The 21,962-nt window shown below is 76.2% G+C and carries 13 protein-coding genes; 10 read left to right on the top strand and 3 right to left on the bottom strand.

Annotated features, from left to right (window positions below; translation table 11 throughout):
* The first annotated feature begins 270 nt into the window (after positions 1-270).
* From ACHZ99_RS22480 to moeZ, 4 genes are all read left to right on the top strand, one after another.
* On the top strand, positions 271-1,407 hold the full coding sequence (locus ACHZ99_RS22480; RefSeq protein ID WP_420306504.1) for a hypothetical protein: 1,137 nt from the start codon (positions 271-273) through the stop codon (positions 1,405-1,407).
* 46 nt (positions 1,408-1,453) lie between these two features.
* Complete coding sequence (locus tag ACHZ99_RS22485; RefSeq protein WP_420306505.1) at positions 1,454-2,551, top strand: NAD-dependent epimerase/dehydratase family protein; 1,098 nt, start codon at positions 1,454-1,456, stop codon at positions 2,549-2,551.
* Positions 2,539-3,363: a spherulation-specific family 4 protein gene (locus ACHZ99_RS22490; RefSeq protein ID WP_420306506.1), complete on the top strand. Its 825-nt coding sequence runs from the start codon at positions 2,539-2,541 to the stop codon at positions 3,361-3,363. The genes ACHZ99_RS22485 and ACHZ99_RS22490 overlap by 13 nt, the downstream gene beginning before the upstream one ends.
* A gap of 61 nt (positions 3,364-3,424) precedes the next feature.
* On the top strand, positions 3,425-4,603 hold the full coding sequence (gene moeZ / locus ACHZ99_RS22495) for an adenylyltransferase/sulfurtransferase MoeZ (RefSeq protein ID WP_420306507.1): 1,179 nt from the start codon (positions 3,425-3,427) through the stop codon (positions 4,601-4,603).
* Positions 4,604-4,663: 60 nt separating this feature from the next.
* Here moeZ and ACHZ99_RS22500 read toward each other — a convergent pair whose 3' ends face one another.
* Both ACHZ99_RS22500 and ACHZ99_RS22505 read right to left on the bottom strand, forming a co-directional pair.
* Positions 4,664-6,217: an alpha/beta hydrolase gene (locus tag ACHZ99_RS22500; protein ID WP_420306508.1), complete on the bottom strand. Its 1,554-nt coding sequence runs from the start codon at positions 6,215-6,217 to the stop codon at positions 4,664-4,666.
* Positions 6,218-6,370: 153 nt separating this feature from the next.
* On the bottom strand, positions 6,371-9,187 hold the full coding sequence (locus ACHZ99_RS22505; RefSeq protein ID WP_420306509.1) for a lysylphosphatidylglycerol synthase transmembrane domain-containing protein: 2,817 nt from the start codon (positions 9,185-9,187) through the stop codon (positions 6,371-6,373).
* Positions 9,188-9,364: 177 nt separating this feature from the next.
* Between ACHZ99_RS22505 and ACHZ99_RS22510 the strand changes: the two genes are divergently transcribed.
* From ACHZ99_RS22510 to nudC, 5 genes are all read left to right on the top strand, one after another.
* Positions 9,365-9,742, top strand: coding sequence for an MGMT family protein (locus ACHZ99_RS22510; RefSeq protein ID WP_420306510.1), 378 nt, complete (start codon positions 9,365-9,367; stop codon positions 9,740-9,742).
* A 138-nt stretch (positions 9,743-9,880) separates the two neighbouring features.
* Positions 9,881-13,471: a UvrD-helicase domain-containing protein gene (locus ACHZ99_RS22515; protein ID WP_420306511.1), complete on the top strand. Its 3,591-nt coding sequence runs from the start codon at positions 9,881-9,883 to the stop codon at positions 13,469-13,471.
* A gap of 96 nt (positions 13,472-13,567) precedes the next feature.
* Positions 13,568-14,281, top strand: a complete 714-nt coding sequence (locus tag ACHZ99_RS22520) for a hypothetical protein (protein ID WP_420306512.1) — start codon at positions 13,568-13,570, stop codon at positions 14,279-14,281.
* A gap of 120 nt (positions 14,282-14,401) precedes the next feature.
* Entirely contained in the window at positions 14,402-18,151 is a 3,750-nt protein-coding gene (locus tag ACHZ99_RS22525) for a UvrD-helicase domain-containing protein (protein WP_420306513.1), read from the top strand.
* A gap of 105 nt (positions 18,152-18,256) precedes the next feature.
* Entirely contained in the window at positions 18,257-19,207 is a 951-nt protein-coding gene (gene nudC / locus ACHZ99_RS22530; protein ID WP_420306514.1) for an NAD(+) diphosphatase, read from the top strand.
* A 54-nt stretch (positions 19,208-19,261) separates the two neighbouring features.
* On the opposite strand, the gene ACHZ99_RS22535 is transcribed toward nudC, so the two are convergent.
* Positions 19,262-19,519, bottom strand: a complete 258-nt coding sequence (locus ACHZ99_RS22535) for a mycoredoxin (protein WP_420306515.1) — start codon at positions 19,517-19,519, stop codon at positions 19,262-19,264.
* A gap of 295 nt (positions 19,520-19,814) precedes the next feature.
* On the opposite strand from ACHZ99_RS22535, the gene ACHZ99_RS22540 reads away from it, so the two are divergent.
* Positions 19,815-21,959, top strand: coding sequence for an ATP-dependent DNA helicase UvrD2 (locus tag ACHZ99_RS22540; RefSeq protein WP_420306717.1), 2,145 nt, complete (start codon positions 19,815-19,817; stop codon positions 21,957-21,959).
* The last annotated feature ends 3 nt before the right edge of the window (positions 21,960-21,962 follow it).

Consider the following 21,962-nt stretch of genomic DNA (forward strand, 5'->3'; position numbering starts at 1 on the left):
CCGCAGCCGCGGGCGCCGGGAGCCACGGCCGGGGACCCGTCCCCGGCGACCCCGGCGGAGGACCTGGCGGAAGCCCTGGAAGCCGCGTTCGGCCCGCCCCCGACCCCCACTGCCGTAACGTCTCTCCACCCCCTCACCAGCCCACCTTCGACCGACCCCCCGCCCGCCGCGGGCGAGGCAGCTGCGGCAACCCCCGCGGCTCCCGCAACCCCCGCGGCCCCCGCCCCCCTCCGTGCCGGAGGCGGTGGGCGGCGGGGGCCCGCCGATCCCGTGACCGGGCTCATGTACCGGCACCGGGACCTCTGCGACCGTGCCGTCGATCCGCTGGAGATCGCCGCCGGGCTGGAGGCGCGCGGGGTGACCGACCGGACGGCGCTGCGCTGCCGGCACCGGGACGTGTTCTCCCTCGCCGAGGAGATGTACGTACGGACCCGCCGCCCCGACTCCGCCCCGCCCGCCTCACCCGCGCCGCTCCCCGGCCCCGGCGCCCGTACCCCCCTCGCGCCCCTCGCCCACCTCCTCCCCCTCCTCGGCGGGCTCCTCGTCCTCGGCGCCACCGCGCTGCCCGGCCGGGCGCAGGCCGCCGTCACCGGCGTCGGCGTGGCCGGGGCCGTGGTCGCGCTGGTGCTCGGGGCGGAGCGGGGGCCGCTGCGCATCAGGCCGGGGCTGCCGGCGGCGGCCGGGCTGGCGGTGGGGTGGCTGCTGGCGTACGCCGTGTACGGGGACTGGCTCCTCGGCGAGCTGCTCGGCGGCGCCACCGGCGTCACCCGTGCGCCCGTCGTGCCGTATCCCACCGCCGCCGCCCTCGCCGGGCTCACCGCCGCCGTGCTGCCCGCCGCCGGCGTCGCCCGGTGGTTCGCCGCCGGGGCCCGGGCCCGGCTGCGGGACAGCCGGGACCTGGCCGAGTTCCGCGCCCGTGTCCGCCCGCTGCTGGCCCTCGCCGTCACCGCCGTGCCCGCCGTCCTCGTCGCGCTGCAACTCGCCGCCGTGGCCGCCGAACCCGTCGTCGGTCAGCTCGCCGAGTCGCCGCGGCAGCCCGCCGTCCACACCCCCTACGCCGCCGGCGTTCCCGGCGCCGTCACCGCCGCCTGCGCGCTCGGCGCCCTCCTCTTCCTCGCCCGCCTGCTCGCCGTGCACGGCTTCCCCCGGGCCGCCGCGTACGGCCTCGCCGCCGCCTGCTTCGCGCAGGTCACGGCGCTGCTGCTGGTCCTGGCCGCCCGGGTGCCCGGGCTGGCCGTGCTCGGCCGTCCGGTCGAGCTGCTGGTCGCCGGCTCCGCAGGGGCCGGCCTGGCCGCCGTACCGGCGGTCGCCTGCGGCGCCGCCGCGCTCGCGCTGCTGGCGTACGCCGGCGGCGTCCTCACCCGAGCCTCCGCCCATCGCATCACCGCAAGGAGCACTACGACATGACCGCACCACTACCCGCCACACCCTCCTCGACCGCCGGGGGTGCGCGATGAGGGTGTTGCTCATCGGCGGCACCGGCTTCGTCGGCCGCTACGTCGCCGACCGGCTGCTCGCCGACCCCGCCGTGCAGCTCACCGCGCTCGGCCGCGGCGACGACGCCGACGTGCGCTTCGACCTGTCCTCCGGCAGCCCCGGCGCGCTGACCCGGTTCCTGGACGCCGTCCACCCGGGCGTCGTCGTCAACTGCGCCGGCACCACCCGCGGCGGCGCCCGGGACCTGACCCGGCACAACACCGTCGCCGTCGCCACCCTCTGCGAGGCGATGCGGCGCAGCGGCTGCTCGGCGCGGCTGGTGCACGTCGGCTGCGCCTCGGAGTACGGGCCCTCCCCGGCCGGTTCGTCGACGGCCGAGGACGCGCTGCCGCGCCCCGGCGGCCCGTACGGGGTGAGCAAGCTGGCCGCGACCGAGCTGGTGCTCGGCTCCGGTCTGGACGCGATCGTGCTGCGGGTGTTCTCGCCCGCGGGCCCCGGCACCCCGGCGGGCTCGCCGCTGGGCCGGCTGGCGGAGGCGCTGCGGCGGGCGATGCAGCAGGGCGACGGCGAGCTGAAGCTCGGCGGGCTCGGCGCGCAGCGGGACTTCGTGGACGTACGGGACGTGGCGCGGGCGGTGCACGCCGCGTCGCTGTCGGCGGCGCAGGGGGTGGTGAACATCGGCGGGGGGCGCGCGGTGCGGCTGCGGGACGCGGTGGCGGCGCTGGCGCGGATCGCGGGGTACGGCGGCCAGCTGCACGAGTACGACACGACGCTGACCGGCCGCATCCCGCAGCCGGCGGGCTCCGGCCACGGCCTCGGCCACGGGAGCCACGGGAGCCACGGCGGCCACGGCCCGGGGCACGGGCCCGGTCACGGCATGGGGCACGGCCCGGGGCACGGCCTCGGCCCCGGCCATGGACCCGGCCACGGGCAGAACGGCGGGCCCGGCACGGAACCGCCGGCGGTCGCCGCGGCGTATCCGTATCCGGACGGGTGCGGAGCCTGGCAGCAGGCGGACATCAGGACGGCACGGGACCGTCTCGGCTGGCGGCCCCGGATCGGAATCGAGGAGAGCCTCGCGGATATCTGGATGGAGGCGGCATGCCGCATCTGAGGTCTGAGGAGACCGGAACGTGGACGGGCCCCACGGGCCCCACGGGCGCCGGGCTGCGGGGCCCGTCCGGAGCCCCGCCCGCCCCCGAGGCGCTGCGCCGCCCCTCGCCGCCGCCCGCCGAGACCCCCCTCCGCCTCGGCGTCCCCGGCTACGCGCACCCCCTGCTCGCCCCCGTCGAGTGGGGCGCGCTGACCCGGCCCGCCGCCGCCGGCGCCGTGCACTGGACGGTGCTCGACGTCGCCGCCGGCCCCGGCGCCCGCCCCGACCCGGACTGCCTGGACGTCGCGGGGCGGCTGAAGTCGGCCCGGGTGCGCACCCTCGGCCGCCTCGACCTTCGCAACGGCCACCGGCCCTTCGGCGAACTCGTCTCCGACGCGCACCGGTTCCTGGAGTGGTACCGCGTCGACGGCTTCTACCTCGGCCGCTGCCCCGCCGACCGGGACCGGCTGCCGGAGGTCCGGCGCGTCGCGGCCACGCTGGGCGCCCTGTCCCCGCGCGCCCACGTCGTCCTCGGCATCGGCACGCACCCGTACCCCGGCTACGCGGAGGTCGCCGACCAGCTCGTCACCTTCGCCGGCCCGTGGGCCGGCTACCGCTGGTCGCAGGTCGCGGAGTGGACCGCGGAGCTGCCCGCCGAGCGGTTCTGCCACCTGGTCCACGGCGTGCCCTCGACGCATCTGGAGGAGGCCCTGCGGATCGCCCGCTGGCAGGGCGCGGCCTCGGTGTTCTTCACCGACCGGCCCGGCTGGGAGGCCCTGCCCGGTTACTGGGACACCCTTGTCTCGCGTCTCGGACAGGGTGTCTCGGAATGAGGAGGCGCGTGGCAGTGTTACGGGAAGACCCACTGTGCTCTCACACGCTTACGGAGTCCCCGTGTCGCTGCCACCGCTGGTCGAGCCCGCCGCCGAGCTGACCGTCGACGAGGTCCGCAGGTACTCGCGCCACCTCATCATCCCGGACGTGGGGATGGAGGGCCAGAAGCGGCTGAAGAACGCCAAGGTGCTCTGTGTGGGCGCCGGCGGTCTCGGCTCGCCCGCCCTGATGTACATGGCCGCCGCGGGCGTGGGCACGCTCGGCATCGTCGAGTTCGACGAGGTCGACGAGTCGAACCTGCAGCGCCAGATCATCCACAGCCAGGCGGACATCGGCCGCTCCAAGGCCGAGTCCGCCCGCGACACCGTCCTCGGCATCAACCCGCTGGTCACGGTGCAGCTGCACGAGGAGCGGCTGGACTCGGACAACGTCATGGAGCTGTTCGCGCAGTACGACCTGATCGTCGACGGCACGGACAACTTCGCCACCCGCTACCTGGTCAACGACGCCTGCGTGCTGCTCGGCAAGCCGTACGTCTGGGGCTCCATCTACCGCTTCGACGGCCAGGCGTCGGTCTTCTGGGCCGAGCACGGCCCCTGCTACCGCTGCCTGTACCCCGAGCCCCCGCCGCCCGGCATGGTGCCGAGCTGCGCCGAGGGCGGCGTGCTCGGCGTGCTGTGCGCGTCGGTCGGCTCCATCCAGGTCAACGAGGCCATCAAGCTGCTCGCCGGCATCGGCGACCCGCTGGTCGGCCGGCTGATGATCTACGACGCCCTGGAGATGCAGTACCGCCAGGTAAAGGTCCGCAAGGACCCGGACTGCGCGGTCTGCGGCGAGAACCCGACCGTCACCGAGCTGATCGACTACGAGGCGTTCTGCGGCGTCGTCTCCGACGAGGCGCAGGAGGCCGCGGCCGGCTCCACGATCACTCCGAAGCAGCTCAAGGAGTGGATCGACGACGGTGAGAACATCGACATCATCGACGTCCGGGAGCCCAACGAGTACGAGATCGTCTCGATCCCCGGCGCCCGGCTGATCCCGAAGAACGACTTCCTGATGGGCAACGCCCTGGAGGGGCTGCCGCAGGACAAGAAGATCGTCTTGCATTGCAAGACGGGTGTCCGGTCCGCGGAAGTCCTGGCGGTGCTGAAGTCGGCCGGCTTCGCCGACGCGGTCCACGTGGGCGGCGGCGTCGTCGGCTGGGTGAACCAGATCGAGCCGCAGAAGCCCGTCTATTAAGAGATGACGCACGCGCGCCGCCGGAGCCGGTTCCCGGCGGCGCGCACGCGTGCGCCCGCCCTACTTCCGGCAGGTCGTGTCGTCCTCCGGGACCGTGCCGTCGAGCAGGTAGGAGTCGACCGCCCGCTGCGTGCAGCGGTTGCCGCTGCCGTACGCCCCGTGCCCCTCGCCGACGCGCGTCAGCTTCACCGCCACGTCACCGCCCAGCGCGTCGACCATCTTCTGCGTGCCCTCGTACGGCGTCGCCGGGTCGCCGGTGGTGCCGACGACCAGGATCTCGTCGGCGCCCGCCGCGCTCACCTCCGGCGTGGAGCGCTCGCCCGTCACCGGCCAGCCCTCGCACGACGCCATGCCCCAGGCCATGAAGTCGCCGAAGACCGGCGACGCCTTCCGGAACTCCGGCAGCTGCTCGCGGATCCGGGCCGGCGAGTACCGGTCCCGGGTGTCCGCGCAGTTGATGGCGACGAAGGACGACTGGAGCGTGTTGTAGTGGCCGTCGGGGTCGCGGCCGTTGAGCGCGTCGGCGAGGAGCATCAGGGTCGCGCCGTCGTCGTCCTCCGCCTGCCGCAGCCCCTGCGTCAGCAGCGGCCACAGCTGCCGGGAGTAGAGCGACTGCGCGATCCCCCCGGTCGCCAGCGACTCGGTCAGGTCGCGGCCGGAGGCGCCCGGGATCGGCGTGCCGTCCAGCCGCTTCAGCAGGTCCGCGACCTCGCCGGTGGCGGCCGGGCCGCCGCCGAGGGGGCAGTCCTCGCCGTTCTTCGCGCAGTCCCCGGCGTAGTTCTCCAGCGCCCGCTGGAAGCCCTTCGCCTGGGCCAGCGACAGCTCCGCGCTGTTCTGCGTCGGGTCCACCGGGCTGTCGAGCACGGCCCGGCCGATCCGCTCGGGGAAGAGGTGGGCGTAGACGGCGCCCAGTTCGGTTCCGTAGGAGATGCCGAAGTAGTGCATCTTGTCGTCGCCGAGGGCGGCGCGCATGAGGTCCATGTCGCGGGCGGCGCTCTCGGTGCCGAGGTGCGGCAGGATCCGGCCCGACTTCTTCTCGCACGCGGCGGCGAAGTCGCGGATCCGGCCGAGGTACGCCTTCTCCTCGGCCCTGTCGTCGGGGGTGTTGTCGGCGGCGAAGTACGTGTCGAGGGCGCGGTCGCCGAGGCAGCGCACGCCCTCGCTGCGGCCGACCCCGCGGGGGTCGAAGCTGACGAGGTCGTAGCGCTTGCGCAGCGTCTTGTACTGGTCGGCCAGGCCCGGGAGGGTGTCGACGCCGGAGCCGCCGGGGCCGCCGAAGTTGAACAGCAGCGAGCCGAGGCGCTCCGGCCGCGGGCCGGTGGCCGCGGCGCGGATCATGGCGATGCCGATCTTCTCGCCGTCCGGCCGGTCGTGGTCGAGCGGCACGTCGAGCGTGCCGCACTGCCAGTCGACCTCGGCGGCGGGCGCGCCCGGCGCGGGCGCGGGGAGGTTCTTGCACGCCGTCCAGTCGATGCCGGTGCCCGCCGCCCCGTCCTCCCGGCCGCTGGAGCTGTCGGACGACGCCGCGACGCCGCACCCGCCCGCGGTGAGGGCGGTCAGCAGGACGGCCGCGGCGGCGGCGACGGCGGTGGTCAGGGTGGCGGTGGCCCGCACGGCGGCTCCCCGGGGGTCGGCGGTGGCGTTCTGCCATCGTCCGGCGGCCCGGGGGCGGTCGCGCGCTGCGCGGGGCGTACGGGTGAGCGGGCGGCGCCCCGCGCGCGGCCCGTACGCGCTGCGCCCGCGTACGCGCTGCGCCCCCCGCGTCCGCTACAGCGCGCCCTTGCGGGTCAGGTGCGTGAACGACAGCCAGCCCGGCAGCACCGGCATCCAGAACGTCAGCAGCCGGAACAGCAGCACCGCCGACAGCGCCGTGTCGCTCGGTATCCCCGCCGCCGTCAGACCCGCCGTGAGCGCCAGTTCCACCGCGCCCACGCCGCCCGGCGTCGGCGCCGCCGAGCCCAGCGCGTTGCCGGCGAGGAAGACCACGGCGACGCTCGCGAAGCTGAGGTCGCCGCCGAAGGCCCGTACCGAGGCGTCCAGACAGAGCACGAACGACAGCGTCATCAGCACCATGCCGCCGATGCCCGCCGCCAGCTTCTGCGGGCGCTGCAACACGTCCAGCATGCGCGGCACCACGCCCGCGAACAGCGACCGGATCCGCGACGCCACCGCCTTCCGCAACAGCGGCACGGCGGTGATGATCAGGATCAGCACCGCCGCCGCGAGCAGCCCCGCGATGACCGTGCGGGACGGGGACAGCGACGGCGTCCGCTCGGTCCCCGTCAGATAGCCGAAGGTGAGCAGCAGCAGCACGTGGCTGCCGAGCCCGAAGAGCTGCGAGGCGCCGACGCTGGCCACCGCCAGCCCGGGCCGCACGCCCGACTTCTGCAAAAAGCGGGTGTTGAGCGCGACCCCGCCGACCGCCGCCGGGGCGACCAGCTTGACGAACGAGGCGGCGACCTGCGCCAGCACCGTGCGCGCGTACGGCACCCGCTCGGGCACGAAGCCCAGCAGCGACAGCGCGGCGGCGAAGTAGGTGGCGGTGGAGAAGACCACGGCCAGCGCCGCCCAGCGCCAGTTCGCCTGCGCCAGCACGTCGTCGACCTTGACGTGGGTGAGCTGCGTCAGCAGGAAGTACGCGGCGAAGACGCCCGCGATGATGCTGACGAGCGTGCGCGGCCGGATCCGCTCGATCCGCACCGGCTCCACCGGCGCCTGCGGCCGCATCCGCAGCACGTGGTGCCGGATCTGGGTGAGCACGTCCTCCTCGCGGGCCTCGTCGAGCGCGCCCTCGATCGCCCGCTTCTCGGCCTGCTTGGCGGCCCGCATGCTCTTGCGGTCCCCGGCCGCCTGGTGCCTGCGCGACCGCGACGCCTCGATGACCGCCTCGCGCTCGCGCGCCGCCCGCTCCCGGGAGAGCCGGCGCAGCTCCGCGCGGGTGTCCCGGGTCAGCGCGATCGGCTGGAGCAGCGGCAGGGCGTCGGCGACCGTGTCCGGGCCGAGCACCTCGACCGCCGCCGCGACCGCCCGCTCGGCGCCGACGCGCAGCGCGAAGGTGGTGAGGAGCTGGGCGATGTCCATGCGCAGCACGACGTCGCCGGCGGCGATCTCGCCGCTGCTGAGGTCGGTGAGGACCACCTCGCCCCCGCCGGTCACCAGCACGGCGTCCGCGTCGAGCCGGCGGTGCGCGATGCGGCGCGACTGGAGCGCCCTGACCTGCCGCCAGCTCTCGGCCATCAGCGCGTTGGTGAGGGCCTCGTCGGGGAGGGAGTGCAGCGGGCGGCCGCCGGTGTGCTCGTAGACGAGCATGACCGCGTCGGGGCCGAGGTCGGAGGTGGCGATGAGCTTGGGGGCGTTGGCGCCGGCGGCGATCGCGGCGTACGACAGCAGCGCCTCCTGCTCCAGCGCCTGCCGGAGCGACTGCATGCTGCGCCGCTGGTAGACGCCGCGCAGCGAGAGCCGGCGCCAGGCGCGGTAGAAGAAGCCCTGGGCCTGCTGCTCCCGGTCGACGACGGTGACGTCCAGCGGCGGGCCGTCCTCCAGGGTGACGACGAACCGCCGCCCGCGGCCGTCGCCGTCCAGGTCCGGCTGCTCGTCCGGCACCAGCGCGCTGACCGGGCGGAAGCCGACGCGGCGCATGCCGGCGAGGAGGTTGCGGCCGGTGGGGCGGACGTTGGGGGAGCCGACCGCGTACATCGTCCCGTACGCGACGGTCCAGCCGATGAGGACGGTGAGCAGGATGGCGAACGGGGTGGTGTAGCCGCCGACGAGCACCGCGAGGGCGTCGAGCGACAGGACCGTCCACATCAGCACGCGCCAGCGGGCGTGCCGGGACATGCCGACGGCGGTCATGTAGGCGATGACGGGGGCGAGATAGCCGTGCACGGGGTCGGTGCGCTCGCCGTCGCGGGCGATCTGCGTCAGCGCGCCCTGCACGGAGCCGGGGGCGGCCTCGGAGACCCAGAGGGAGACGGCGAGGCCGGCGCCGTGCGCGAGCACGGCGGCGAGCACGCCGTCGGCGATGCGCAGGCCGTCGCGCTTGACGAGGCGTTCGACGGCGAACGCGACCGGGACGATGAGGACGGCGATGCTGGAGGTCAGGCCGCCGAGGGTGACGACGAACGAGGGCGTGTACTCGGCGCCCTTGGTGATGTCCTCCTCCAGGCCCTCGGTGGTGGCGTGCGCGACCGCGGCGAGGCCGAGGACGGCGGCGATGCCGAGGACGCCGAGGAGGAGCCGCATGAGGTCGGACGGGCGGTGCACGCGGGCGGGGAGGAGGGGGTCGTCGCCTTCGAGGGGGCCGGGGGCGGCGCGGCGGCGGGAGTCGTGGTGCCCGCGCGGCGCGCGGCCGTCACCGTTGCGGGCGCCCCGGCCGTCCCGTGCGTCCGCGTCCCGGCGGTCTCCCTTGCCCGGGCCGTCCCGACCGTCCCTGACGTCGACGCCGTCCCGGCCGTCACCGCCGTCCCGGCCGTCTCCCTTGTCCTGGCCGTCCTCCCGGCCGTTCCCGGTGTCCCGGCGGGCAGGGCTCTGCGCCTCCGTGGCCGGCTCTGCCGGCGGAGGCTCGGCCGCGGAGTCGCGCCGCATGCCCTGAGTTGTCCCGTCTTCGTCTCGTATCACCAGTCACCGCCCGCACGATGGTGGCACGAGCATGTCTCCGATGGTCGCATCCGGGTGTGCTTTGCGGCGGTGTGGCCGCCGCCCGTCCCCCGCCCCCGCCCGCCGCGGCGCCGGCTGTCGGCGGCCTGCGGCAGGATGGGGCGGATGGACGACGAGACGCCCCCCGCCGGCACCCCGGGCCCCGAAGCGGCTCTTCTCGACGAGTATGCGGACCGGGTGCTCTCCGTGACAGAGCACATCCCGCCGGGCCACGTGATGACGTACGGGGACGTGGCGGAGTTCATAGGCCGCGGCGGGCCGCGCCAGGTGGGCCGGGTGATGGCCCTCTACGGCGGCCCCGTGCCCTGGTGGCGCGTGGTGCGCGCGGACGGCCGCCTGCTGCCCGGCCACGAGCGCGACGCCCTGGAGCAGTACCGCGTGGAGGGCACGCCGCTGCGCACCACCACCGCCGGTGAGCAGCGCATCGACCTCCGTCGCGCCCGCTGGGACGGCGGCGGCGACGGTGTCGGGAGTCATATCTGACAGCTTCCGACACCGGGCACCAAACGGCCCGGGCCGCCGCCCGTACGGAGTACGGTTCGGCAACCGGCTCCCGAACCGCGGCCCCTCCGGGCCGCCCGACCTCCCCCGGCTGTCCGACCTCTTACCCCGGCGATAAATGTGAGCACTGCGTCCGTCTCCTCCCCGGCCTACCGGCTCGTCCGCACCCCGCCCGTGCGGCCGGCCCCTCCTGTGCCGGACGCGCGGCAGCGCGCGGTGGTTGACCACGGCGACGGACCGCTGCTCGTCCTCGCCGGGCCGGGCACGGGCAAGACCACCACCCTGGTGGAGGCGGTCACCGAGCGGGTCAGGCGCGGCACGGACCCCGAGCGGATCCTCGTACTGACGTTCAGCCGCCGGGCGGCGGTGGAGCTGCGCGACCGGATGGCCGCCCGGCTGGCCGGCGCGGGCGCCCGGACGCCGCAGGCGAGCACGTTCCACTCGTACTGCTACGCGCTGGTGCGGGCGCACCAGGACGCGGAGATGTTCGTCGAGCCGCTGCGGCTGCTGTCCGGGCCGGAGCAGGACGTCGTCGTACGGGAACTGCTCGCCGGCCACGAGGAGGACGGCGAACGGGCCCGGGTGTCCTGGCCGGGCGAGCTGCGGGCGGGCCTGACGACGCGCGGGTTCGCGGACGAGGTGCGGGCGGTGCTGGCGCGCAGCCGGGAGCTGGGGCTGGGGGCGGCGGCGCTGGAGAGGTTCGCGGCGGCGGCCGGGCGGCCGGACTGGGCGGCGGCGGGGGAGTTCCTGGCGGAGTACCTGGACGTGCTCGACATGCAGGGCGTGCTGGACTACGCGGAGCTGGTGCACCGGGCGGTGCTCCTCGCCGAGACCGAGCGGGTGGCGGCGGAGCTGGCGGGCCGGTACGACGCGGTGTTCGTCGACGAATACCAGGACACCGACGCGGCGCAGGTGCGGCTGCTGCGGGCGCTGGCGGGCGGCGGCCGGACGCTGGTCGCCTTCGGCGACCCGGACCAGTCGATCTACGCGTTCCGCGGGGCGGACGTCGGCGGGATCCTGACATTCCCGGAGGTCTTCCCCCGGCGCGACGGCCGGCCCGCGCCGGTCGCGGTCCTGGGCACGTCGCGGCGCTCCGGCGCGAAGCTGCTGGCGGCGACGCGGCTGCTGACCCGCCGGATGCCGCTGCCGCGGCTGCCGTCGGCGGCGGTACGGGCCCACCGGGCGCTGGCGTCGCCGCGCGCGGGGGGCCGGGTGGAGGCGTACACGTACCCGACGGCCAGCGGCGAACTGGACAACGTCGCGGACATCCTGCGCCGCGCGCACCTCGAAGACGGCGTGCCCTGGCGCGAGATGGCGGTCCTGGTCCGCGCGGGCGCCCGCACGATCCCGTCGGTGCGCCGCGCCCTGACGTCGGCGGGAGTGCCGCTGCACATCACGGGCGACGACCTGCCGCTGCGTCACGAACCGGCGGCGCAGCCGCTGCTGACGGCGCTGCGGGTCGCCGCCACGGGTGCCCTGCCGGGCGGGCGGGTGACGGTGACCGGCGCGACGGAGGGCGCGGCACCCGACCCGGGGACGGGTACCGGGGCGCGCGGGGACGCGGCGGTCCCGGGTGACGGTGCGGCAACCGGGCGTACGCCGGCAACGGGTGGGCGGGTGGGAGACCCGGCGCCGGAGGCGCCGCCGACCGGCGCGACGGAAGCCGCGGCACCCGACCCGGGGACGAACCCGAAGGAGCGCGACAGCGCCCCCGCACCCGGCGGCGAGCAGCCGCCAAGCGCCTCCGCACCCGGCACCGACCCCGACCCCGACACCGACCCCGCGCCCGCCCCCGACTCCAACCCCGACCCCGGCACCAACCCCGCGCCCGACCCCTGGATCACCCCCGACACCGCCCTCACCCTCCTCTCCTCCCCCCTCGGCGGCATGGACGCCGCCGACCTGCGCCGCCTCGGCCGCGCCCTCCGCGAGGAGGAGCGCGGCGCCGGGCGCGCGGTCCCCCGCCCCTCCGACGTGCTCCTCGCCGAGGCCCTCGCCGAGCCCGAACGCCTCGTCGCCCACGACCGCGCCTACGCCGCCGGCGCCCTCCGCCTCGGCCGCCTCCTCCGCACCGCCCGCGACACCCTCACCCGCGGCGGCACCGCGGAAGCCGCCCTGTGGGAGCTCTGGCACCACACCCCCTGGCCCGACCGCCTCCAGCGGGCTGCCGCCCGCGGCGGCCCCGCCGGGCGCAACGCCGACCGCGATCTCGACGCCGTGTGCGCCCTCTTCGAGGCCGCCGCCCGCGCCGAGGACCGCACCGGCGGCCGCGGCGCGCTGAACTTCCTGGCGGAGCTGGAGGCGCAGGACATCGCGGCCGACCTCCTCACCCGCCGCGCCGACGCGGCCCCCGGCGGCCCGGCCGGTCCCGACGCCGTACGCCTCATGACGGCGCACCGCGCGAAGGGCCTGGAGTGGCGGCTCGTCGTCGTCGCCCAGGTCCAGGAGGGGCTCTGGCCCGATCTGCGCCGCCGCGGCTCCCTGCTGGAGGCCGACCGCATCGGGCGCGACGGCCTCGCCGAGCCGCTGCCGCCCGGCGCGATCCTCGCCGAGGAGCGCCGGCTCTTCTACGTCGCCGCCACCCGCGCCCGCGAACGGCTCGTCGTCACGGCGGTGAAGGCGCCGGCGGAGGACGGCGACCAGCCGTCGCGGTTCCTCGGCGAGCTGGGTGTCGACCCGAAGGACGTCACCGGCCGCCCCCGCCGCCCGCTGTCCGTCGCCGCGATGGTCGCCGAGCTGCGCGCGACGACCGTCGACCCCGAGGCGTCCGACGCCCTGCGCGCCGCCGCCGCCGAGCGGCTGGCCCGGCTGGCGGCGCCGGCGGACGACGGCCGCCCGCTGGCGCCGGCCGCGGACCCGGAGCGCTGGTGGGGGCTGGACGACCCGACCGAGAACACGGTCCCGCTGCGCGACCGCGACCTGCCCGTCGCGCTGTCGGGCAGCGCCGTGGGGCAGTTGGTGGACACGTGCGCGCTCCAGTGGTTCCTCGGCCGCGAGGTGCGCGCCGGTGAACCGGCCTCCGCCGCCCAGGGCTTCGGCCTCGTCGTCCACGCCCTCGCCGACGAGGTCGCCTCCGGGCGCACCCCCGCCGACCTCGACGCGCTCATGGAGCGCCTGGACGGGGTCTGGGACGGGCTCGCCTTCGACGCGCCGTGGAAGTCCGCGCAGGAGAAGGGCCATGCCCGCGCCGCCCTGGAGCGCTTTCTGCGCTGGCACGTGCTGGAGCGGGGCCGCCGGCCGGTGGCCAGCGAGCGGGACTTCGACGTCACGCTGAAGGCCGGGACGTACGAGGTGCAGATCAAGGGCACCATGGACCGCGTCGAGGAGGACGACGAAGGCCGGGCGTACGTCGTCGACTTCAAGACCGGCAAGTCCCGGCCGACCGGCCCGGAGGTGGCCGAGCACGCCCAACTGGCCGTGTACCAGGCGGCGGTGGCCGAGGGCGCGGCCGGCGCGGAGCGTACCGTTCCGGGCGGCGCGGAGCTGGTCCACCTGCGTATCGGCGCGCCCGTCCGGGAGGGCGGCGACGCGCTGCCGAAGGTGCAGCGGCAGCCGCCGCCGGAGGGCGACTGGGTGCCGCGGCTGCTGGCGACCGCCGCCGCCCGGGTGCTGGACGAGCGCTTCGGGCCGACGCCCGGCGACCACTGCGCGCAGTGCGCTTTCCGCAGCTCGTGCAGCGCCCGCCCGGAGGGGCGGCACGTCGTGGAGTGAGGTCGCGGGGGTGCCCGGAGAGTGAGACCCGGTGTGACAGGCGGACTCGAATGTGGTCGTATGACCAATCAGTCAGGCGTAAACATCGAGTAAGGAATGAACGTGCGGAAGAGCGTGGTGGCGGGGGTCCTGGTCTCAGCCCTGGGTGTGACGGTCCTGTCGGCCTGCGGCAGCGAGGAGGACGGCCTCGCGAGCAAGTCGGCCGAGGAGATCCAGGAGGAGACGGTGGACGCCATGCGCTCCGCCAAGTCGATGAAGCTGGACTTCGAGCAGACGGGCAGCCAGAAGATCTCCGCGAGCATGTCACTGACCAAGAGCGGCGAGTGTACGGGCACGCTCGGCATGGACGGCGCCAACGCGGAGGTCCGGCGCGTCGACGGCACGACGTACATGAAGCCGGACACGAAGTTCTGGGAGCAGAGCGTCGGCAGCCCGGAGCAGGCGCAGCTCATCGAGGCGACGGTGGGCGACCGCTGGGTGGAGGCGGGCAGCGGGCAGGACGACTTCGCGTCCTTCTGCGACCTCGACGCGCTCCTCAAGGGCCTGGACGAGGACAAGGGCGACAAGAAGGAGAACACCGAGAAGGGCGACGAGGGCGAGGTGCGGGGCACCCCGACCATCGAGCTGATCTCGAAGGAGGACGGCGAGACCACCACGGTGAACATCGCCACGGAGGGCGAGGCGTACATCCTCAGCCTGAAGACCGAGGGCGGGGACGAGCCGGGCTCGGCCGAGTTCTCGAAGTTCAACGAGAAGGTGAACGTCGAGGCCCCGGCCGACGCGGTGAACCTCAACGAGCTGGGCGGCTGACGCCGGCCGGGGACCGGGCCGCCACCGGGCGCGTACGCCCCGTAGCGCATCCCCCGTCCCCCGCGCCCGTCGACGGCCGGGCGGCCCCGGTTGTCGGCGGGCGCCGCTACGCTCGCTGGGATGCCGGCTCGTCTCACCCACCCCGATCAGCTCAAGGAGCTCCTCGGGATCCCCTTCACCGCGGAGCAGACGGCGTGCATCACCGCGCCGCCCGCACCGCAGGTCATCGTGGCCGGGGCGGGCTCCGGCAAGACGACGGTGATGGCGGCCCGGGTGGTATGGCTGGTCGGCACCGGCCAGGTCGCGCCGGAGCAGGTGCTGGGGCTGACGTTCACGAACAAGGCGGCGGCGGAGCTGGCGGAGCGGGTGCGCCGGGCGCTGGCGCGGGCGGGGGTCACGCCGGCGGACGGGGCCGCGGGCGCGGCGTACGGGGACGGCGCGTACGGCGACGGCGACGCCGAGCCCGGCGAGCCGCGGATCTCCACCTACCACGCCTTCGCCGGCCAGCTGCTCAAGGACCACGGCGTACGCATCGGCCTCGAACCCGGCGCCCGCCTCCTCGCCGACGCCACCCGCTACCAGCTCGCCGCCCACGTCCTGCGCACCGCCCCCGGACCGTTCCCGGCGCTGACGAAGTCCCTCCCGGCCCTCGTCACCGAACTCCTCGCCCTCGACGCCGAGCTCGCCGAACACCTCGTGGACCCGGACGCGCTCGCCGACTTCGGCGCCGCGCAGCTCGCCGACCTGGACCGGGTCCGGCTCACCAACGACGAGCTGCGCAAGGCCCCCCGCGCCGCGCAGGCCCGGCAGGAGCTGCTGCGGCTCGTACGGGACTACCGGCGCGAGAAGCGCCGCCGCGACCTGCTCGACTTCGGCGACCAGATCGCCCACTCCGCGCTGCTCGCCGAGGCCCACCCGGCGGTGGGGCGGCAGCTGCGCGACGAGTGCCGGGTGGTGCTGCTCGACGAGTACCAGGACACGTCCGTCGCCCAGCGGCGGCTGCTGGCGGGGCTGTTCGGCGGCTCCGGCGGCGGCGCCGGGCACGCCGTGACCGCCGTCGGCGACCCCTGCCAGGCGATCTACGGCTGGCGCGGCGCGTCCGTCGCCAACCTCGACGACTTCCCCGTCCACTTCCCGTACGCCGACGGCCGACCCGCGCGCCGCCAGGCGCTCAGCGAGAACCGGCGCAGCGGCGGCCGCCTCCTCGCCCTCGCCAACGGCCTCGCCGCCCCCCTGCGCGAACGGCACGTCGGCGTCGAGGCGCTGCGCCCGGCGGCCGGCGCGGAGCGGCACGGCACCGTGCGCTGCGCGCTGCTGCCGACGTACGGGGCGGAGCTGGCGTGGCTGGCGGACTCGGTGGCGCACCTGGTGCGTACGGGCACGGCCCCCGGCGACATCGCCGTGCTGTGCCGTACCGCCGGCGACTTCGGCGAGATCCAGGCGGCGCTGGTCGCCCGGGACGTCCCCGTGGAGGTCGTGGGGCTCGCCGGGCTGCTGGACCTGCCGGAGGTCGCCGACCTGGTGGCGATGTGCGAGGTGCTCCAGGACCCGGCCGCCAACGCCGCGCTCGTACGCCTCCTGACCGGCCCCCGGTGGCGCATCGGCGCCCGCGACCTGGCGCTGCTGGGGCGCCGCGCGCGGCTGCTGGTGGCCACGGCGGGCCCGGACGGCGAGCCGGACGCGGACGAGCGGCTGGTGCGGGCCGTCGACGGCGTCGACCCGGCGGAGGTGGCGTCGCTGGCCGACGCGCTGGACACGTTCCTCCAGGCCCGGCAGGCCGACGACGGGCTGCCGTTCAGCGCGGCGGCGCGGAAGCGGTTCGCCCGGCTGGCGACGGAGCTGCGGGAGCTGCGGCGGTCGCTGGCGGACCCGCTGATGGACGTGCTGCACCGGGTCCTGGGCGCCACCGGCCTGGAGGTCGAGCTGTCCGCCTCGCCGCACGCGCTGGCCGCCCGGCGGCGGGAGACGCTGGCGCGCTTCCTCGACGTCGCCGCGGACTACGCGGCGTCGGCGGCGCTGGACGGGGAGGCGACGCTGCTGGGGTTCCTGGGGTTCCTGCGGACGGCGGCGCAGTACGAGAAGGGGCTCGACAGCTCGCTGCCGGGGGACGGCCGGGACACGGTCAAGGTGCTCACGGCGCACAAGGCCAAGGGGCTGGAGTGGGACGTCGTGGCGGTGCCGGGGCTGGTGGAGAAGCACTTCCCGAGCCGGCAGCCGCGGGAGTCGTGGGTCACCCAGGGCAAGGTGCTGCCGCACGCGCTGCGGGGGGACGCGGAGACGCTGCCGGACGTGGGGGAGTGGACGGCGCGGGGGCTGAAGGACTTCAAGGCGGCGATGCGGGAGCACCAGGAGGTCGAGGAGCTGCGGCTGGGGTACGTCACGGTGACCCGGCCGCGGTCGCTGCTGCTGGGCTCGGGGCACTGGTGGGGGCCGACGCAGAAGGAGGCACGCGGTCCCTCGGCGTTCCTGGACGCGCTGCGGGAGCACTGCGAGCGGGGCGGCGGGGAGGTCGAGGCGTGGGCGCCGGAGCCCCCGAAGGAGGCCGAGAATCCGGCCCTGGCGGAGCACGCGGCCGAGCGCGCGTGGCCGCTGCCGCTGGACCCGGCGGCGACGACCCGCCGCCGCGAGGCGGCGGCGGCGGTACGCGCGGCCCTGGCCCGCCGCACGGCGGGCGGCGGCACCGCCGACGGCCCGACCCCCGGCGCAGACGGCAACGACCCCCCCGCACCCGACGAACCCGCGCCTGGTGTGTCCGCGCCCGGCGAGCCTGCGCCCGGCGAGCCTGCGCCTGGTGTGCCCGTGGCCGGCGGGCCCGTGCCTGGTGTGTCCGCGCCCGGTGGGTCCGCGCTTGGTGTGCCTGCGCCCGGCGACGAGCCGCCCGCGTCCGGCGGGTCCGTGCCCCACGCGTCCGCCCCCGCGCCGGAGGCGCCGGGTGGCGGCACGCGGCCGGACCCCGCGCTCTCACCGGCGGCGGAGCACGGCTTCGCGGCCGAGGGCGCGTCCGGTCCGGAAGGAGCCCGGTCCGGCGCACCCGGCGAGTCCGCGGGCAGGCCCGCGACGGACCCCCCGCCCGCGCCGGAGGCGCCGGGCGGGGCCGGGGCGCGTACGGGCGACGTCCCGCCCCCGGGCGCCCCGGTGGCGCCGGCGGCGCCGCCCGTCCTCGGGGGCGCCGACGCGCGGGTCGTCGAGTCCTGGGACCGCGACCTCGACGCCCTCGAAGCCGAACTCCGCGCCGCCCGGCAGCCCGTCCGGGACGTCACCCTGCCCGCCTCCCTCACCGCCTCCCAGCTCCTCCGCCTCGCCGCCGACCCCGAGACGTTCACCCGCGAGCTGGCCCGGCCCATGCCCCGGCCGCCGATGCCCGCCGCGCGCCGCGGGACGCGGTTCCACGCCTGGGTCGAGTCCCGCTTCGAGGCGCTGCCGCTGCCCATGCTCGGCCCCGACGAGCTGCCCGGCGGCGCGGCGGACGGGCCGGACGGGCCGGACGCGCCGGACATCGCCGACGAGCGCGACCTGGCCGCGCTCAAGGAGGCGTTCGAGCGGTCCCCGTACGCCCGGCGCACCCCGTACCGCCTGGAGGCCCCCTTCGAGCTCGGCCTCGCCGGCCGCCTGATCCGCGGCCGCATCGACGCCGTCTACCGCGACCCCGCCGGCCGCTACGAGATCGTCGACTGGAAGACCGGCCGCAGCGGCAGCGCCGACCCCCTCCAGCTCGCCGTCTACCGCCTCGCCTGGGCCGAGCAGGAGCGGCTTCCCCTCGACGAGGTGACCGCCGCCTTCCTGTTCGTACGCACCGGGGAGATCGTCCGCCCGCCCGCGCTGCCGGGCAGAGCTGAGCTTGAGGCCCTGCTGTCCGGCCGGACGGATTAGGCTCGGGGGCATGTGCATCACCTCCGGCAGCGTCGCCGACCTTTCGGCGTGCCCGCGGGACGTGTGCGAGGGGGCCGTGAGCGGCGCGGCGGAAGGGGAGCAGCAGTGACCACGGGCACCGACCGGGCGGCCTCTCGACCGGTTTCCTTCACGGCGGACAGCGGCGTCGACCGCGCCGCCCACCACCGCCTCGACGAGGCGTGGCTGGCGGCGGCCTGGAGCCATCCGACGACCCGCGTCTTCGTGGTCTGCGAGGGCCAGGTGCTCATCGACGACACCCCCGACGGCGGGACCCGGCTGGTGACGACGCCGGCCTTCGAGGCCCCGCCGACCGAGCAGCACCGCTACTTCCTCGGCACCGACGCCGACGGCGTGCGCTACTTCGCGCTGCAGAAGGACGCGCTGCCCGGCCGCATGGACGACACCGCGCGCGCGGCGGGGCTGCGGGAGGCGGGGCTGCTGCTGTCGGAGCGGGACGCCGGGCTGATGGTGCACGCCGTCGCGCTGGAGAGCTGGCAGCGGCTGCACCGCTTCTGCTCGCGCTGCGGCGAGCGTACGGTCATCGCCGCCGCCGGCCACATCCGCCGCTGCCCGGCGTGCGGCGCCGAGCACTACCCCCGTACCGATCCCGCCGTGATCATGGCCGTGACGGACCCGGAGGACCGGATCCTGCTGGGCCGGCAGCTGCACTGGCCGGAGGGGCGCTTCTCGACGCTCGCGGGCTTCGTCGAGCCCGGTGAGTCGCTGGAGCACGCGGTGCGGCGGGAGGTCCGCGAGGAGGCGGGCGTGGTGGTCGGCGACGTGGACTACGTGGCCAGCCAGCCGTGGCCGTTCCCCTCCAGCCTCATGGTGGGCTTCCTCGCGCGCGCGGAGGACGAGAAGGGCGCGGAGATCCAGGTGGACGGCGAGGAGCTGCACGAGGCGCGCTGGTTCTCGCGCGCGGAGCTGGCCGCCGCGTACGAGTCGGGCGAGGTGCTGCCGCCGTTCGGGATCTCGATCGCGGGGCGGCTGATCGAGCTGTGGTACGGCTCGGACCTGCCGCGGCGGCCGGGCTGACGGCCGCCGCGGGTCCTGCCGGCCGGCACCGCCCCGCGGTGCCGGCGCCCCGGGTCAGGCGCCGAGGGCGGCCTTGACCTGGGCCAGCGACGGGTTCGGCATGGCGACGGACTCGCCGCCCTGCTTCGGGACCACGACGACGGTGGGCACCAGCTGGTTGCCGTTGTTCACGCTCTCGACGTACGCGGCGGAGTCCGGGTCCTGCTCGATGTTGATCTCCTCGAAGGTGATGCCCTCGCGGTCCATCTGGCTCTTGAGCCGGCGGCAGTAGCCGCACCACGTGGTGCTGTACATCGTGACGGTGCCCGCCATGTCGCTGCGCTCCTCAGGGGTCGGGGTCAGGGGTCGGCCGGGTCGCGGCGCGCTCTGTTCCGGAGGGTCAACGTACCCCGGACCGCCGCCATTCCCGCCGGCCCGCCCGCCCCGCCTGTGGACAGCCGGGGCCGGACGCGGGGGCTGTGGACAACCGGCACACCGGTCCCGGCGGACCTGGCAGCATGGCGGGGTGACAGCAGCACCGCAGCCCCCGCAGTCCTCCCGGCCCACCCTGTCCACCGAGCCCACGGAGACCACGGAGTTCCCCGCCGTCCCGGGCTCGGCGGACGCGGTGCTGGCCGGGCTCGACCCGGAGCAGCGGGAGGTGGCGACGGCGCTGCGCGGCCCGGTCTGCGTGCTGGCCGGCGCGGGCACGGGTAAGACCCGCGCCATCACGCACCGGATCGCGTACGGGGTGCGGGCCGGCGTGCTCCAGCCGGCCAGCGTCCTGGCCGTGACGTTCACGAACCGGGCGGCCGGCGAGATGCGCGGCCGGCTGCGCCAGCTCGGCGCCCCCGGGGTGCAGACGCGGACGTTCCACTCCGCCGCGCTGCGGCAGCTGCAGTACTTCTGGCCGCGGGCCGTCGGCGGCGAGCTGCCGCGGCTGCTGGAGCGCAAGGTCCAGCTGGTCGCGGAGGCCGCGGCGCGCGCCCGTATCCGCCTCGACCGGAACGAGCTGCGGGACGTCACCGGCGAGCTGGAGTGGGCGAAGGTCACCCAGACCGCCCCCGAGGACTACGCCGCGGTGCTCGCCAAGGCCGGGCGGGACGCCCCGCGCGACCCGGCGGAGATCGCCGGCGTCTACCGGGGGTACGAGCAGCTGAAGCGCGACCGCGGCGTCATCGACTTCGAGGATGTGCTGCTGCTCACCGTGGGGGTGCTCCAGGACCGGCCGGACATCGCCGAGCAGGTGCACCGGCAGTACCAGCACTTCGTCGTCGACGAGTACCAGGACGTCAGCCCGCTCCAGCAGCGGCTGCTGGACCTGTGGCTCGGCGGCCGGGACAGCCTGTGCGTCGTCGGCGACGCCAGCCAGACGATCTACTCCTTCACCGGAGCCACCCCCGACCACCTCCTCGACTTCCGCGTCCGGCACCCGGACGCCACGGTCGTCAAGCTCGTCCGGGACTACCGCTCCACCCCCCAGGTCGTCCACCTGGCCAACGGGGTGCTGGCCCAGGCCACCGGCCGGGCCGCCGCCGCCCGGCTGGAGCTGGTCGCGCAGCGCGAGCCGGGCCCCGAGCCGGTCTTCACGGAGTACGCGGACGAGCCCGCGGAGGCCGAGGGCACCGCCCGGCACATCCGCCGGCTGATCGACGCGGGCGTGGCGCCCGGCTCCATCGCCGTGCTGTTCCGGATCAACGCCCAGTCCGAGGTCTACGAGCAGGCCCTCGCCGACCGCTCCGTGCCGTACCAGCTGCGCGGCGCGGAGCGGTTCTTCGAGCGGCCCGAGGTCCGCGAGGCCGGGGTCGCGCTGCGCGGGGCGGCCCGGGCCGGCGGGAACGACGCGCTGCTGGCCGAGGCCGCCCGGGACGGCGACCTGGCCGCGCAGGTGCGGGCCGTGCTGGGCACGAAGGGCTGGTCCGCGGAGCCGCCGGCGGGCTCGGGCGCGGCGCGGGACCGCTGGGAGTCGCTGGCCGCGCTGGTGCGGCTGGCCGAGGACTTCGGCCGGGCCCGGCCGGAGGCGTCGCTGGGGGACCTGGTCGACGAGCTGGCCGAGCGCGCCGCGGCGCAGCACGCGCCGACGGTCGAGGGTGTGACCCTCGCCTCACTGCACGCCGCGAAGGGCCTGGAGTGGGACGCGGTGTTCCTGGTGGGGCTCACGGAGGGCATGCTCCCGATCACGTACGCGAAGACCCCCGAGCAGGTCGAGGAGGAGCGCCGCCTGCTGTACGTCGGCGTCACCCGGGCCCGGGTGCACCTGTCGCTGTCCTGGGCGCTGGCGCGCGCGCCGGGCGGGCGGGCCGGGCGGCGGCCGAGCCGCTTTCTGACCGGGCTGCGGCCGGGCTCCGGGCGCGGGGGCGGCGCCGGGGCGGTGTCGCAGGGCGGCGTGGAGCGCGGCGGCGCGGAGCGGGGCGCGGGCGCCCGGCGCCGGCGGCGCGGGCCGGTGCGCTGCCGGGTCTGCGGGCGGACGCTGACGGACGCCGGCGAGATCAAGCTGATGCGCTGCGAGGACTGCCCGTCGGACATGGACGAGGGGCTGTACGAGCGCCTGCGCGACTGGCGCGCGGACCAGGCCCGGCAGCTGGGGCAACCCGCGTACTGCGTCTTCACCGACAAGACCCTCATCGCCATCGCCGAGGCCATGCCGGTCAACGAGCAGGAGCTGTCGGTCATTTCGGGCGTCGGTCGGCGGAAGCTCGACCGATATGGGGCCGATGTCCTGGATCTCTGCGCGGGCCGCGAACCCTCCGGCGAGGCCGCCGGGGAGCCCTGACGG

The organism is Streptomyces sp. MAR4 CNX-425 (assembly GCF_048656465.1).
GTDB lineage: Bacteria > Actinomycetota > Actinomycetes > Streptomycetales > Streptomycetaceae > Streptomyces.

Bases quoted from the DNA above. Each gene is read 5' to 3' on its own strand.
- ACHZ99_RS22485 (WP_420306505.1), top strand. From the start codon at position 1,454: ATGAGGGTGTTGCTCATCGGCGGCACCGGCTTCGTCGGCCGCTACGTC.
- ACHZ99_RS22535 (WP_420306515.1), bottom strand. From the start codon at position 19,519: ATGGCGGGCACCGTCACGATGTACAGCACCACGTGGTGCGGCTACTGC.
- ACHZ99_RS22520 (WP_420306512.1), top strand. From the start codon at position 13,568: ATGAACGTGCGGAAGAGCGTGGTGGCGGGGGTCCTGGTCTCAGCCCTG.
- ACHZ99_RS22525 (WP_420306513.1), top strand. From the start codon at position 14,402: ATGCCGGCTCGTCTCACCCACCCCGATCAGCTCAAGGAGCTCCTCGGG.
- ACHZ99_RS22505 (WP_420306509.1), bottom strand. From the start codon at position 9,187: ATGCGGCGCGACTCCGCGGCCGAGCCTCCGCCGGCAGAGCCGGCCACG.
- ACHZ99_RS22510 (WP_420306510.1), top strand. From the start codon at position 9,365: ATGGACGACGAGACGCCCCCCGCCGGCACCCCGGGCCCCGAAGCGGCT.
- ACHZ99_RS22490 (WP_420306506.1), top strand. From the start codon at position 2,539: ATGCCGCATCTGAGGTCTGAGGAGACCGGAACGTGGACGGGCCCCACG.